The sequence below is a fragment of the Flagellimonas ochracea genome (assembly GCF_009903685.1).
Lineage (GTDB): Bacteria > Bacteroidota > Bacteroidia > Flavobacteriales > Flavobacteriaceae > Flagellimonas > Flagellimonas ochracea.
On sequence record NZ_JAAABI010000004.1, the window covers coordinates 260,443 to 275,856 of the forward strand.

13 protein-coding genes are annotated in these 15,414 nt (G+C 42.1%); all 13 read left to right on the top strand.

Features of this window, described 5'->3' with window-relative positions:
* Window position 1: 1 nt before the first annotated feature.
* The 13 genes from sov to GTQ34_RS12900 all read left to right on the top strand — a co-directional run bounded on the left by sov (window position 2) and on the right by GTQ34_RS12900 (window position 15,396).
* The gene (gene sov / locus GTQ34_RS12840) at window positions 2–7,060 is read left to right on the top strand and encodes a T9SS outer membrane translocon Sov/SprA (protein WP_470299678.1); all 7,059 of its coding nucleotides are present in this window, start codon (window positions 2–4) and stop codon (window positions 7,058–7,060) included.
* 115 nt (window positions 7,061–7,175) lie between these two features.
* Complete coding sequence (gcvH, locus tag GTQ34_RS12845; RefSeq protein ID WP_166524209.1) at window positions 7,176–7,556, top strand: glycine cleavage system protein GcvH; 381 nt, start codon at window positions 7,176–7,178, stop codon at window positions 7,554–7,556.
* A complete protein-coding gene (locus tag GTQ34_RS16820) occupies window positions 7,549–7,956 on the top strand; it encodes a VanZ family protein (RefSeq protein WP_166524210.1) in 408 nt (135 codons plus the stop codon). The genes gcvH and GTQ34_RS16820 overlap by 8 nt, the downstream gene beginning before the upstream one ends.
* Window positions 7,957–8,008: 52 nt before the next feature.
* Complete coding sequence (locus GTQ34_RS12855) at window positions 8,009–8,713, top strand: energy transducer TonB (protein WP_166524211.1); 705 nt, start codon at window positions 8,009–8,011, stop codon at window positions 8,711–8,713.
* A 193-nt stretch (window positions 8,714–8,906) separates the two neighbouring features.
* Window positions 8,907–9,809 (top strand): heme o synthase, encoded by a 903-nt coding sequence (gene cyoE, locus GTQ34_RS12860; protein ID WP_166524212.1) that lies wholly within the window; start codon window positions 8,907–8,909, stop codon window positions 9,807–9,809.
* Between the two features lie 3 nt (window positions 9,810–9,812).
* Entirely contained in the window at window positions 9,813–10,394 is a 582-nt protein-coding gene (locus GTQ34_RS12865; protein ID WP_166524213.1) for a cytochrome c oxidase subunit 3, read from the top strand.
* Window positions 10,395–10,487: 93 nt separating this feature from the next.
* Complete coding sequence (locus GTQ34_RS12870) at window positions 10,488–11,462, top strand: cytochrome c oxidase subunit 3 (protein WP_166524214.1); 975 nt, start codon at window positions 10,488–10,490, stop codon at window positions 11,460–11,462.
* Window positions 11,463–11,477: 15 nt separating this feature from the next.
* Entirely contained in the window at window positions 11,478–11,861 is a 384-nt protein-coding gene (locus GTQ34_RS12875) for a cytochrome C oxidase subunit IV family protein (RefSeq protein ID WP_166524215.1), read from the top strand.
* Between the two features lie 71 nt (window positions 11,862–11,932).
* Entirely contained in the window at window positions 11,933–12,565 is a 633-nt protein-coding gene (locus tag GTQ34_RS12880; RefSeq protein ID WP_166524216.1) for a hypothetical protein, read from the top strand.
* The gene (locus GTQ34_RS12885; RefSeq protein ID WP_166524217.1) at window positions 12,546–13,289 is read left to right on the top strand and encodes an SCO family protein; all 744 of its coding nucleotides are present in this window, start codon (window positions 12,546–12,548) and stop codon (window positions 13,287–13,289) included. The genes GTQ34_RS12880 and GTQ34_RS12885 overlap by 20 nt, the downstream gene beginning before the upstream one ends.
* A complete protein-coding gene (locus tag GTQ34_RS12890; RefSeq protein WP_166524218.1) occupies window positions 13,289–13,822 on the top strand; it encodes a DUF420 domain-containing protein in 534 nt (177 codons plus the stop codon). The genes GTQ34_RS12885 and GTQ34_RS12890 overlap by 1 nt, the downstream gene beginning before the upstream one ends.
* Before the next feature lie 6 nt (window positions 13,823–13,828).
* Window positions 13,829–14,044: a hypothetical protein gene (locus GTQ34_RS12895; protein WP_166524219.1), complete on the top strand. Its 216-nt coding sequence runs from the start codon at window positions 13,829–13,831 to the stop codon at window positions 14,042–14,044.
* Between the two features lie 107 nt (window positions 14,045–14,151).
* Window positions 14,152–15,396, top strand: coding sequence for an ABC transporter permease (locus GTQ34_RS12900; RefSeq protein ID WP_166524220.1), 1,245 nt, complete (start codon window positions 14,152–14,154; stop codon window positions 15,394–15,396).
* Window positions 15,397–15,414: the final 18 nt, after the last annotated feature.

A 15,414-nucleotide genomic window follows, 5' to 3' on the forward strand; every position in this document is an offset into this window, starting at 1 on the left:
CATATGTTTTCTGTTCACCACCATTTTGATGGGACAGGAAACCAATGAACAGGTTCAAGACTCTATAAAGACTGGAGTAGAGCTTGGTCGCCTCATTTTGGAGAACCCAGATAGCATTATTGCCAAATACACCTACGACCCCAAAACGGACCGCTATGTTTATACAGAAAGCATAGGGGATTTCAACATCAACTATCCAGTAATCCTTACTCCCGATCAATACTTTGAATTGGTCCGTAAGGAGCAAATGAAATCTTATTTCAAAAACAAAATTGATGCTTTCACTGGAAGAAAGGAAGGAAGCGAAGAAGCCAGAAAGAATCTACTGCCCAATTTTTATGTCAATAGCAACTTCTTTGAATCCATTTTCGGAGGGAATACCATCGAGGTCATTCCACAAGGCTCAGTGGCAATGGATCTTGGTGTGCTTTGGCAAAAGAATGACAATCCAGCACTTTCACCAAGAAACAGAACCAATCTATCCTTCGATTTTGACCAACGGATCAGTCTAAGTTTATTGGGAAAAGTAGGGGAACGGCTTCAAGTGACGGCCAATTATGACACGGAGGCTACCTTCGATTTCCAGAACTTGGTAAAATTGGACTACACCCCAACGGAAGATGATATCCTTCAAAAAATTGAAATTGGTAACGTGAACATGCCTTTGAACAGTTCTTTGATCACAGGAGCCCAAAGTCTTTTCGGTATAAAAACCCAGCTTCAATTTGGTAAAACATCGGTTACCGCTGTATTTTCAGAACAGCGTTCACAAAACAATACTGTAGTGGCACAGGGTGGAGGTACTTTGAACGAGTTTTCATTGACGGCACTGGACTATGATGAAGACAAACACTTTTTTCTCGCACAATATTTCAGGGACAATTACGACAGGGCCTTAGCTGACTATCCCTTTATACGAAGCCAGATACAGATTACAAGATTGGAGGTTTGGGTGACCAACCGAAACCAGCAGACCCTGAATGTGCGGAATGTGGTGGCCATTCAAGATTTGGGAGAATCTTTGGAAGATAAAACACGAATAGGAAGAAACAATGGAGATCCGGCGGGATTTTTCAATCCGACGGCCATAGTCACTGAACTTCCCCAGAACGAAGCAAATGCCTATGACCCCAATCAAATTGGTACAGGAGCACTTACCCAATCCATAAGGGATATTGCCACAGTGGAATCTGGATTCAATATTCCTGGATATCCGGTAAACCAAGGGTTTGATTATGCCATTTTGGAAAATGCCAGAAAATTGGAGCAAGGAAGAGATTACCAGTTCAATACCCAATTGGGATATATTTCCCTTAACCAACGTTTAAGCAACGATGAAGTATTGGGTGTGGCCTTTCAATATACGTTCAACGGCGAAGTGTATCAAGTAGGAGAATTTGCCAATGGAGGTGTAGATGCCACTACGGTTACTGGTGGTGTGAATCCCATAGTTGAGAACAACACGCTTATTTTGAAGATGTTGAAGAGTAACATCACCAATGTGGAAGATCCTATTTGGGATTTGATGATGAAGAACATCTATTCCACAGGGGCCTTTCAATTGGACCAAGAAGATTTCAAGCTGAATATTTTGTATTCAGATCCTACGCCTCGAAACTATATTACTCCGGTTGACCCCAATGCCGGATGGCCAGATGGCCTTGAGGATAGAATATTACTCAACGTATTTAATCTGGACAGGTTAAATATTTATAACGATATACAACCAGGGGGTGATGGCTTTTTTGACTACGTACCCGGAATCACTGTAGATACGCAATCTGGAAGAATCATCTTCACCAAAGTGGAGCCCTTCGGGGAGTTTCTTTTTGATGAACTTGGAGGCGGCGTGTATGATGTTGAGAATGACCAAGGGTATAATGTCAACCAACAGCGCTACGTGTTCCGTAACATGTATTCCAAAACCAAGGCGGCCTCATTACAAGATGCTGAAAAAAACCGATTCCAAATAAAAGGCCGTTACAAGTCAACAGGGAACAATGGCATCCCGATTGGGGCGTTCAATGTGCCAAGAGGATCTGTTCGTGTTACTGCCGGCGGAAGACAACTGCAGGAAGGGATTGACTATACGGTAAACTATCAGGCGGGTACTGTCCAGATTTTGGACCCTAGCCTGGCCGCTTCCAATACCCCGATCAATATTTCTGTGGAGAACAATGCCGTTTTCGGACAACAGACCCGTCGATTCACAGGAGTTAACGTCGAGCATCGTTTCAACGAGAATTTTGTGCTGGGAGGAACAGTCCTGAACTTGAACGAAAGACCACTGACCCAAAAATCAAACTTTGGGGTGGAGCCTGTGAACAATACGATTTTCGGTTTGAATGGCAACTTTAGCACCGAGGTTCCCTTTCTGACCCGTTTGGTTAACAAACTGCCCAATATTGATACCGATGTGCCCTCCAATCTTTCGCTGCGTGGTGAAGTTGCTTTCTTAAAGCCCAATTCACCAAAGAATGCCGATTTCCAAGGAGAGACCACAACCTATTTGGATGATTTTGAAGGAGCTCAGGCCCTCATAGATATTCGCTCTTCCTTGGGTTGGACATTGGCCAGTCCACCTGTTGAATTTTTGGAAGACCGCACGGATATTGATGTGGGCTTCGAACGGGCCAAGATGTCCTGGTACACCATTGACCCCATATTCTACACCAACCAACGTCCCACGGGACTTTCAGATAATGATATTTCCTTGAACGCCACACGAAGGGTATTTATCGATGAGGTGTTTACCGAAACCGATATTGCTCAAGGGCAGACCCAAGTGCAAAGTACGTTGGATGTGGTGTATTATCCCAATACAAAAGGACCTTACAATGCCAATCCAAGTTTTGAAACAGAGACACCCGATGATAAGTGGGCTGGAATAATGCGTCCTATTAGTAGTACCAATTTTGAACAATCCAATGTGGAGTTTGTCCAGTTTTGGGTATTGGACCCGTATATTGATGGGCAAACCACCGATGCCAATGCTGGAGAATTGGTGTTGAACCTGGGAAATATATCCGAAGATATCTTAAAGGACGGAAGGAAGCAATACGAAAATGGATTGCCAGCGAGTACCAACAATGAGGTTCCCAGAACCACTATTTGGGGACAAGTGCCTTCCACGCAATCCTTGGTTTACGCTTTTGATGCTGATGAAACAAACCGAACCCTACAGGATATTGGTTTTGATGGGTTGGATGATACCGAGGAACAAGCAATCTACAATGGCCCAGCTGAGGACCCTGCTTTGGATAACTATCAATACTATTTGAACAGGGATGGGAGCATTTTGGAGCGGTACTTTGACTTCAATAACCCTGATGGTAACTCACCCGTAACCGTAACTAATACCAACCGGGGGTCCACAACTTTGCCCGATGTGGAGGACATTGATCGGGACTTAACCATGAACACGGTAAACAGTTATTATGAATATCGCATCCAAATAAGGCCCAACACTACTATTGATGATCAATACGTAACTGACATTCGAGAAGGGCTTACCCCGACTTTGCCCAACGGTACGCAACTTAACCGTAGGTGGATTCAGTACAAAATACCATTAAGTGACTTTACCGATGCAGTGGGCGGAATCACTGACTTCAGGTCTATAAGTTTTATGCGGATGTACCTTACTGGTTTTACGGATGATATTGTACTTCGTTTTGCTACCTTGGATTTGGTTCGAGGAGATTGGCGTACCTATACCAATTCCTTACAACCTGACGTGGATAACGACCCCTCTGATGATGGTACCGTGACCGATGTGAATACGGTAAACATTGAAGAGAATTTTGGAAGGCAGCCCATACCCTATGTATTGCCCCCAGGAGTGGTTCGAGAGCAATTGAACAATAACAACACCATTATCCGTCAGAATGAACAATCCCTATCTTTCGTAATTGAGAATCTAGAGTCAGAAGATTCTAGGGGTGTTTTCAAAAATGTGAATATAGATGTACGGCAATATGAACGCATTAAAATGTTCATGCACGCCGAAAAGATTTTAAATGGGGACTATTCCGATGATGATACGCCTTTGGTCGGATTTCTTCGTATCGGTACGGATTTTTCCGAGAACTTTTATCAAATAGAACTACCGCTACAATTCACACCATTCAATGTTACTTCAGCGCAACAAATATGGCCCGATGTCAACGAGATTGATATTGCCCTAAGCGATTTGAACAAGGTTAAATCACGTGGAATTGCAGAGCAGACCTTGAACACTGTTAATTATTACGAAATTATCGACGGTGAGGCTGTTCAAATTGATGAATTTGCACCACGAACATTGGGCAGGATTCGAATTGGGATTCGAGGAAACCCCTCCTTGGGAAGTATCCGGGGAATGATGGTCGGGATAAAGAACATCGATGATCTACCAGCACGTGGCGAAGTATGGTTCAATGAGCTTCGGTTGGCGGGATTGGATAACAAGGGAGGCTGGGCCGCCATTGCCGCATTGGATGCCAACATGGCCGATTTTGCCAATGTGACGGCCACGGGAAGCAAGAGTACCTCAGGTTTCGGTTCCATAGATCAGATGCCCAACGAGCGTTCTCGGGAAGATGCCATCTCTTACGATGTGGTTACCAACGTGAACGTGGGGCAGTTGTTCCCCAAAAAATGGAACCTGCAATTGCCCTTCAATTATGGAATTTCTGAAACTTTGATCACCCCTGAGTTTGACCCGGTGTACGACGATTTAAAATTGGATGATCGAATCGCGGCGGCGACAACACCAGAGGATGCAGAAACCATTAAAGAGCAAGCAGAAGATTATACGAAACGGACCAGTATCAACCTAATTGGGGTAAGAAAAAATCGAGGAGAAGAAGCCAAGGAGAACTTTTTCGACGTAGAAAATTTCACCTTCAATTATTCCTATAACGAAACGAATCATAGGGATTTTGAGGTGGCCGACCTTCGAGATCAGAATGTCACCACAGGTTTTGTGTACAACCATAACTTTAAACCCGCTTCGGTTGCTCCTTTCGCTAAAAAGGATTCATTATTTATGAGTAGGTACTGGCAATGGTTGAAGGATTTGAATTTTAATGTATTGCCTACAAGCTTATCGTTCAATGCCAACTACAATCGTTCGTTTAACCAGCAACGATTCAGGGATGTTTTGGAACCAGGGGTCGAGGCTCTGGAGTTACCGCTGTTACAACAACGCAACTATCTCTTTAATTGGCAATATGCCTTAAATTATAGCTTAAGCAAATCACTTAGGTTGAATTTGACGGCTTCAAACAACAATATTGTCCGTAATTATTTCAATGTGGATGATGACCCAGACTCGGGTATCGATCAAGCGTTGGATTTGTGGGATGGTTTTTTTGATATTGGGGAGCCCAATCGACATTCGCAACAAATGCAATTGAACTATGAACTGCCCTTTAGCAAGTTCCCATTCCTCAACTTTATCAATGCGCAATATACCTACACCAGCAATTTTGATTGGCAACGGGGTGGTGATGCCTTGATTGAGGTAGCCCGTGAGGATATCAATACCATTCAAAATGCCAATACCCATAATTTGACGGCAAACTTGGGCATGCAGCGTTTTTATGACTTTTTGGGGTTGAAAAAACGTAGTGGCAAAGTTACGGCAACCCAAGCTGCAGTGCGAAGGGACAAAGCAGGAAATCCAGCCAGCGATTCTGACGAAAAGGCACCCAAAAAGACCAGCAAGGCCTTCAATACATTGGTGGATATTGTAACTATGGTGAAACGGGTCAACGTGAACTACAGTGAAAACAACGGTAAAGTGTTGCCAGGGTACACACAATCCATAGGATTCATTGGGACAACACGTCCTACGTTGGGTTTTGTTTTTGGAAGTCAGGCCGATGTGCGATTTGAAGCAGCCAGAAATGGATGGCTAACAACCTTTGAAGAGTTCAACACGCAGTATATGCAAACCTCCAACAAGCAATTGAACATTACGGCCACTGCGCAGCCCACCCCAGATTTGACAATTGATTTAACGGCGGACAGACAAATTTCCAATAGCTATCAAGAAAATTTTAGAGTTGAGGACATCGGTAACGGACAATTGGAATATATCAATCTATTGGGCAATAACTTTGGGAACTTTAGCATCTCTACCGTGATGATTGGAACCGTGTTCAACAAAAGTGATGAGTTTGATTCAGAAACTTTTGAAACATTCAAACAAAACCGAATCACGATTGCCAACAGATTGGTTTCCGACCGGGGAGAAAGTCCCGGCACCTTGGATGAAGATGGATTTCCGCAGCGCTATGGAAAAACACAGCAAGAAGTATTGTTGCCCGCCTTTTTTGCCGCTTACACAGGTCAGGATGTGAATCGGGTTAATCTGGATGCTTTCCGGGATATTCCCATTCCTAACTGGAACATAAAGTACACGGGGTTGATGAAGAACAAATGGTTCCGGAAAAAGTTCAACCGTTTCTCATTGAGTCATGGCTATCGAGCGGCTTACAGTATCAACTCATTTCAAACCAATCTGGAACGTGAAAATGGTCTTTTCGATTCCGAGACGGAAGACCGCCTACCGGAGAATATCATAAACAACGTGGTGCTTACTGACCAGTTCAATCCCCTGTTACGTGTCGACTTTGAGATGACCAATTCTTTCAGTTTCTTGGCCGAGGTGCGTACCGATAGAACGCTCTCGTTAAGTTTTGACAACAATCTACTGACGGAAATAAACGGTCAAGAATATACGTTGGGACTGGGCTATCGATTTAAGGATGTGAAATTTGTTACCAATATTGGCGGGGAAAAGACGCGTCTGAAAGGTGATCTGAACCTTAAGGCCGACCTGTCGCTTCGAGATAACATTACCATTATCCGTAACTTGGATATTGACAATAACCAAATCACATCGGGTCAAAAATTGTTGTCGACTAAATTCACCGCAGACTATGCTTTGAGCAAGAACTTGAATGCCCTTTTCTTCTTCGATTATTCCTTCTCAGAATTTGCAGTTTCCACTGCTTTTCCACAAACCACCATTAATACTGGATTTACGTTGAGGTACAACTTTGGCAACTAATTCCTGAAGTGTACTTGGGCCGTGTCTTCCTTTGATAAATTTTGTTGTCAGGTTTGTTTGAAAACCTTTTTACAATCCGTTACATTTGTCTATTGACTAATTCAAACTTAATGGAATGAACATACCAGCAGAATTAAAGTACACTAAGGACCACGAGTGGGTGAAAATTGACGGTGATGTCGCCACGGTGGGCATTACGGATTTTGCCCAGGGAGAACTCGGTGACATTGTGTATGTAGAAGTGGAGACCTTGGACGAAACCTTGGATAAAGAAGAGGTTTTCGGTACCGTTGAAGCGGTAAAAACGGTCTCTGACCTTTTCTTGCCCTTAAGTGGGGAAATTATCGAATTCAATGAAGCATTGGAGGACGAACCGGAAAAAGTGAATTCCGATCCTTATGGCGAAGGTTGGATGATTAAAATAAAAATCAATGACACCACTGAGGTAGATGATTTAATGAGCGATGAAGATTACAAGGCATTGATAGGTGCTTAAAAACTATGTCTTTACCATTTTATTCGTAAGCTGGGTATTGCTCATTACTGCGCTCAGCTTATTTTCTTTTTCTGGGATGGAATTGGATGCCGGGAAACTGGACATTCCTTATGCCGATAAACTTACCCATTTAATCTTCTATATGGTTTTTGCAATTTTGGGATGTCTCTTCATAAGAGAACGAACCCAAGGAAATTGGTCACGCTCCGTTACCATGAAATATGTTGTGATAATGGCCATAGTATATGGCATACTAATTGAGGTATTACAGTACACAATTACTGAAGATCGTATGGCCGAAATGGGCGATGTCCTGGCAAACGCCATTGGCGCAATTGCAGGAATTGGGTTTATTAGATGGTATTTTTCCAAAGAAAGGCCGTTAAAATGGAAAATTTAATTGTTTATTTAAGCAATTAATAATTAAATTAGCAAATACTAAAAATTAAGAAATGGAACTAAAAAAGAATCCAAAAGCAGATGTTGGAAAAAACAGCACCCTCTATTTCGTTATAGGATTGGCCGCGGTCATGGGCGTTGTTTATGGAGCCATGGAATGGAAAAAATACGACAAGGCGAACGACTACGATATTGCCTTGAATGTTGAAGACCAATTGGACGAAGAAGTACCCATGACGGAACAAATAAAGACACCACCACCACCACCACCACCAGCGGCCCCCGAAGTTATAGAGGTTGTTGAGGATGAAGAAGAAGTGGAGGAAACCGTTATAGAATCCACAGAAACTAGTCAGGAAGAGGAAGTGGTCGAAGTAGAGGACGTTGAGGTGGAAGAAATGGATGAGGATATCTCAGTGCCTTTCGCCGTAATTGAAGACGTTCCGATATTTCCAGGATGTGAAGGAGCAAGCAACAAAAAAGCTTGTTTCCAGGAAATGATGCAGAAGCATATCCGTAAAAACTTCCGTTATCCTGAGATTGCCCAGGAAATGGGTGTGCAAGGAAGGGTAAACGTAATCTTTGTAATCCAAAGAGATGGGAGCATAGGAAATATTAGAATGCGCGGACCGGATAAAAACTTGGAAGCGGAAGCGTTGCGAATTATCCAAAAACTGCCTAAAATGACTCCTGGAAAGCAGCGAGGTAGGGCGGTAAAAGTTCCTTTTAGTATTCCGATTACCTTTAAACTACAGTAAAAGATATACACTCTTGTTCAGCAAGAATGTCAAAAGCCCAGATGAATCCATTTGGGCTTCTTTGTTTTCTAGAGATTAAAAGTTAAAAGAGGGATTGCCTAGGCCCTCTGCTTCCAATCAAATGCATTAAAAGTTGTTAATGGTTGGAAAACAAACCATCTGGCGTTATCTTTGCCAGCCAATAAAAGCATGCATGAAATCTGCTGTAGGTTCCGTAAAAAATAACTCTCTTTCCCTGATTTTTTCCGAATTCAAGGAAATCACCAAAGCCAAGCTCGCGGTCAGTGTGGTTTTTTCATCCATTGCGGGCTATTTTTTGGGAGCGTACCAGTTGAATGTGGCTTCCATTGCGCTGTTGGCTTTTGGAGGCTATTGTATGGTGGGTGCCTCCAACGCCTATAATCAGGTTATCGAGAGGGATTTGGACGCATTGATGAAGCGTACTAAAAACCGCCCCATTCCATCGGGACGCATGAGTGTAAAAACAGCGATTGGCATTGCTATCACATTGACCGTACTAGGTGTGGTAGCATTGTACATTTTAAGCCCCAAAACGGCCATGTTTGGTGCTATTTCCATTTTTCTTTATACCAGCGTATACACCCCTCTAAAAACTAAAACCCCTCTTTCAGTTTTTGTCGGTGCGTTTCCGGGAGCCATACCCTTTATGTTGGGCTGGGTGGCCGCCACGGACGATTTTGGAATTGAGCCTGGAACCCTGTTCATGATTCAGTTTTTTTGGCAATTTCCCCATTTTTGGGCATTGGGGTGGATGTTGCACGAGGATTATAAAAAAGGAGGCTTCAAGATGCTTCCCACGGGAAAAAGGGATGCTGGAACAGCCTTTCAGATTATATTGTATACCATTTGGATGATTGTCATATCTGTGGTGCCTGCATTTGGCATTACGGGAAGACTCCATCTATCTATTCCGGCGGCGATATTGGTGTTGTTGGCCGGATTGGTTATGTTGTTTTTCGCATTAAAGCTTTATGAGAACAGGGACAATGCTTCTGCCAGAAGATTGATGTTGGCAAGCGTAACCTATATTTCATTGATTCAGATAATATATGTTGTTGATAAGTTTATCAGTTAAATTATGGATTTAACCCAAGGTACCGCAGAAGAAAAGAACAGGAGAGCCAAAAAAATGATGTTGTGGTTCGGCATTGCCAGCTTGATTATGGGATTTGCTGGCTGGACCAGTGCTTATATTGTGAGTAGCAAGCGTGAAGATTGGGTAAGTGATTTAGAATTGCCCCAAGCTTTCTTTATCAGCACGGCCATTTTAGTTTTGAGTAGTATGACGTACGTTATGGCCAAACGAACCGTTGCCCGGAACGAACAAAAAAAGGGAACCATTTTTTTACTGGCAACACTGCTTCTGGGAATAGCTTTTGTAGTATTGCAGTTTACGGGTTTCTCCCAAATGTTGGAGAATGGATACTATTTTACAGGACCCACCAGCAATATTAAAATGTCTTATGTGTTTTTAATTGCTGCTGTGCATATTGTCCACTTGGTGGCAGGCCTTATTTCTTTGTTGGTGGTATTGGTGCAGCAAATAAAAAGAAAATATGCGCCTGGAAATATGTTGGGATTGGAGCTGGGCGCCACTTTCTGGCATTTTCTGGATTTTCTCTGGGTATATTTAATACTGTTTATGTATTTCGTAAAATAAAAAAGGTAAGAAACACTTTTCATTAAAGAATATCTTTTTGAATACGTCAAAAGGTGTAAATTTGTGAAAGTTTTATTAAAACGGCTTTAATATATGGATGCAACGGTAACAACCGGTACAGAAGGCAGCGTTTGGGGAGGAGGAAATCGACCTTTGGGCGCTAGCTATGGAAAATTGATGATGTGGTTTTTTATAGTCTCTGATGCCTTGACCTTCTCTGGCTTTTTGGTGTCTTATGGCTTTTCAAGATTTAAGTTTATTGAAACCTGGCCCATTGCGGATGAGGTTTTTACCCACGTACCATTTTTTCATGGAAACTATCCCATGTATTATGTGGCATTCATGACATTTATCCTTATTATGTCTTCGGTTACTATGGTACTTGCCGTAGATGCTGGACATAGAATGATGCAGAAAAAAGTCATCCTCTATATGTTCCTTACCATTATTGGAGGAGCTATTTTCGTTGGTTCACAAGCTTGGGAATGGGCCACATTTATTAAAGGAGATTACGGAGCACTTGAGACTAAAGGAGGAAGGATTCTTCAGTTTGTGAATGCGGAAACAGGAGAACGGGCGGCATTGGCCGATTTTGCCAAAACTTTACCAGAGGCAAGGGTAAAGCACGAAAAAAACCAAGGAATTTGGTATCAGGAAGAAGGCTATAAAACCTCCTTTTCTTTGAATGAGGTGGTGGCAGGTTTTAAAGCAACCCCAAATATTTTAGTTCGAACAGAAACCATCAACGAAGAAGGTGAGAAAACAGTTTTGAACAGGCAAGAATCGCTTTCGCGAATAGCACAAGCTACGCAAGTGGTGGAAGGAGCCAACCTCATCCACAACGAATATGGAAGTCGTCTCTTTGCGGATTTTTTCTTCTTTATCACAGGTTTTCACGGATTTCACGTGTTCTCCGGAGTGGTTATCAATATCATTATCTTTTTCAATATTATCTTGGGCACTTACGAGCGCCGTGGACATTATGAAATGGTTGAAAAAGTGGGACTGTACTGGCACTTTGTGGACTTGGTCTGGGTATTCGTATTTACATTCTTTTATTTGGTATAAAACATTCACGTTTAAATGGCACACGAACATAAACTCGAAATTTTTAGAGGACTTTTAAAATTTAAGTCGAACACCCAAAAAATTTGGGGTGTTTTGATTTTCCTTTCTATTGTGACCGCAGTTGAGGTAGCCTTGGGAATTACCAAGCCAGAGTTTTTGACCGCTAATTATTTGGTTGGCATGAAATTGCTCAATTGGATCTTCATTGTCCTGACCTTGGTAAAGGCCTATTACATCGCATGGGATTTTATGCATTTGCGGGATGAAAAAAGCGCTCTAAGAAGGGCAATTGTATGGACTCCGATATTCTTGGTCTGCTATCTGATATTTATCTTGTTGTTTGAAGCGGATTATATCTACAATGTGTTCAAAGAAGGATATCTAGCATGGAACTTCTAGAAAAGTATTAACAAGATAAAAAGACGGTTTCCCAACCGTCTTTTTTATTTTTGCAATCCACTTTCTGGTCAATGAAAAAGGTTTTTGTTTTAGTGGTTCTTTTTGTGCTTCCGTTGGTGGCGTATTTATTTTTTGCCTCAGGGGTTAACAATTTTGGTAGACTTCCTGTGCTTACCGAGCAAGTCCCCAATTTGTCTGACATTGATGAAAATGTCAGGGTGGATGATAAAATCACAATCTTGGGGTTCTTGGGAAACCAAATAGCATTGAGAAAGGGAAATGCCTTTAACCTCAATCAAAAAATATACAAGCGCTTCAGCGATTTTAAAGATTTTCAGGTAGTGATGGTTGTTCCCAAAGGTTATCAAAAAGAAGCGGAAAGTTTAAAAAAAGAATTGGGCAAACTCTCAGAAGTTGATAAATGGCGGTTTGCCTATGGCTCAGAGGAAGAGATAAAATCTTTTTATAAGGGATTAAAGACCAATTTGGAATTGGGTGAAGATTTGTCTACCCCATATGTCTTCATTATAGACAAAGAAAGAAATCTTAGAGGAAGAAAAGACGATGAGGATGAGGGTGTCAAATACGGTTTTAATACCACCTCGGTGGCAGAATTAAACAACAAGATGGAAGATGATGTAAAAATCATCCTGGCAGAATATCGTTTGGCTTTAAAAAAGAACAATGCCGACAGGAGCAAATAAGAAAAGGAAGTATACCTATGTATGGGTTTCGGCAATAATTCTAATTTTTGGAATTTTTGCGGTCTACGAGATCACTAAGAAAATAAAGGGCGGTGAAGTTGTTGAACATGATCGTATGAGTTCAGTGGCCCGGCAAAATGAAGTTGGTTTTATCCTGAACAATGGACAAAAACGAAGTGTTCCATCTTTCGCCTTTTTGAATCAGGACAGCACTCTGGTTACGGATAGGGATTATTTGGGAAAAGTCTATATCGTGGAATTTTTCTTTACAACATGCCCCACCATTTGTCCCATTATGACCAAAAACTTGGTGGAACTACAGCACACTTTTGAAGACCAATCGGATTTTGGAGTGGCCTCCTTTACCATAAACCCAAGGTACGATACCCCTTCTGTTTTGAAACAATACGCCGAACGGTATGGGATTACTGATAAAGATTGGAATTTATTGACTGGAGACCAAGATAAAATCTATAAGCTGGCCCAAGAAGGTTTTTACATTGTGGCCAATGAAGTAGAGGATGCCCCCGGTGGTTTTGAACACTCTGGGATGTTCGCCTTGGTTGACAAAAATGGGTATATTCGGTCCCGCAAAGACGAATTTGGCAACCCTTTGATTTATTATCGGGGCACTATAACCGAGAAGCAAGGAGAAAACTCGGAAGGTGAGGAGCAACAAATTACTATACTGAAAGAAGACATTAAAAAACTTTTAGAAGAATAATGGAGGAAACTTCCCAAAAAGCAAAGAGTTTGAACAAATGGATCACTGTTGTGTCCGTTGCCGTTCCTTTGGTGGTGGTGGTACTTTTCGCCTATAAGATACCCAATGCCAAACCTTTATCGTTTTTACCCCCTATTTATGCTGGAACCAACGGATTGACAGCCATTTTGTTGGTTATGGCCCTTGTGGCCATTAAAAAAGGCAAGCGACGTGTTCATCAAAGGTTAATAAACACTTGCATAGTTTTGTCTGTGCTGTTTTTGGTGATGTACGTGGCCTACCACATGACCTCGGAATCAACAATCTACGGAGGAGAAGGTCCAATGAAATATGTTTACTATTTCATACTGCTTACACACATTGTCCTTTCGATCTCAGTGATACCTTTGGTTTTGATAACCTATTCAAAGGCCTATTTGGGAGATTTTGTTATGCACCGATTGTGGGCCAAGTTTACGTTTCCCATTTGGTTGTACGTTGCAATTACTGGTGTGCTGGTCTATATCATGATTTCACCCTATTATCCCTATTAGCATTTTATGAAAACCAGATTTTTCATAGTACTACTCCTAGTGCTCGTTGCACTTCCACAAGTTGCCGAAGCCCAATGCGCCATGTGCAGGGCGGTCGTGGAAAGCGAGGTGGACGGAAGTACAGCCGAGGGTATCAATAACGGTATTGTGTATTTAATGGCCATACCTTATATACTGGTAGGGGTCTTGTTTTACTTCATCTATAAAAGAATGCGCGGGTAGAAAATCTTTGCCAGCAATTTTCTTTGGAAAAAAGTGTAACAATACGCTAGAATCTTTATCTTATAAGCATAGGTTTTCTAATTTCATCAATCAACAAACACTGACCTATGTTCGATATTGAAAGGTGGCAAGAGATATTTGACACCATAAGAAAGAACAAACTCCGTACTTTTTTAACGGGTCTCTCCGTAGCATCGGGGATATTTATCCTTGTCATACTATTGGGATTTGGGCAGGGCATGCAGAATGGTGTTGAGCATGAGTTCAAGCAGGACGCTACCACCAGTGTATGGGCTTGGCCCGGGATTACTTCAAAAGAATATAAGGGACTTAATCCAGGTAGAAGAATCCAATTCATCAATGAAAACTTTGAGACGGCAAGTTCCATGTTCAATGACGTTATCGAGTACGAGTCTTCAAGAATATTTGTTAGGAACGTCAGCGTGAACTATGGCAAGGAGGCCTTGGTCTACAGCATTCAGGGTGTTTCTTCCGATTTTCAATTTATTGAAGGACCCAAAATGAGGGAAGGTCGTTTCATCAATTACCAAGACGAAGCCTCAACGGGTAAAGTGGCGATAATTGGGAATAAGATCAAAAAAGATGTCTTCACCGATGTGGATTCACCTTTGGGCGAATTCATAGACATTTCTGGAATACCATTTAAGATTGTAGGTGTTTTTGGGGAGATGCGAGATCGTGAAGAGGAGCGTATATATATACCGATAACTACTGCCCAGCGTGTATTCAATGGAGGCAACCGCATAAACAACATGTCATTTACTTTGCCTCCCGTTGAAAATTTTGATGAAGCCGTCGCTCAGGCCGTGGATTTCAAAAATAACCTTAAAACATATCTACAACAGGCCCATACTGTGGCTCCAGATGACAATGGCGCCATGGAGGTTTGGAGCGCTATGGAGGAGGCTAAACGCTATTACGGGCTTACAGGAAACATCAAAATATTCTTTTGGTTTGTGGGTATCTGTACAATTATTGCTGGGGTGGTCGGGGTAAGCAACATTATGCTTATTGTAGTTCGGGAACGAACCCGGGAGATTGGCATTAGAAAAGCCTTGGGCGCCAAACCATGGTCCATTGTGGGAATGATTCTCCAAGAATCCATATTTGTAACCGCAATTTCTGGTTTTACAGGATTGATACTAAGCATGGGACTGCTCGAGATTGTGGGTCCAAATGTGGAGGTAGACTATGTGGTCAATCCTTCAGTTAGCTTTAACGTGGCCTTTTCCACAGTATTGGTTTTGATACTTGCGGGAACCTTAGCTGGATTTGTTCCTGCTTGGAGGGCTGCAAAAGTACAAGTTGTAGAATCTTTGAAGGATGAATAGAGAACTGGGCTTAATAAA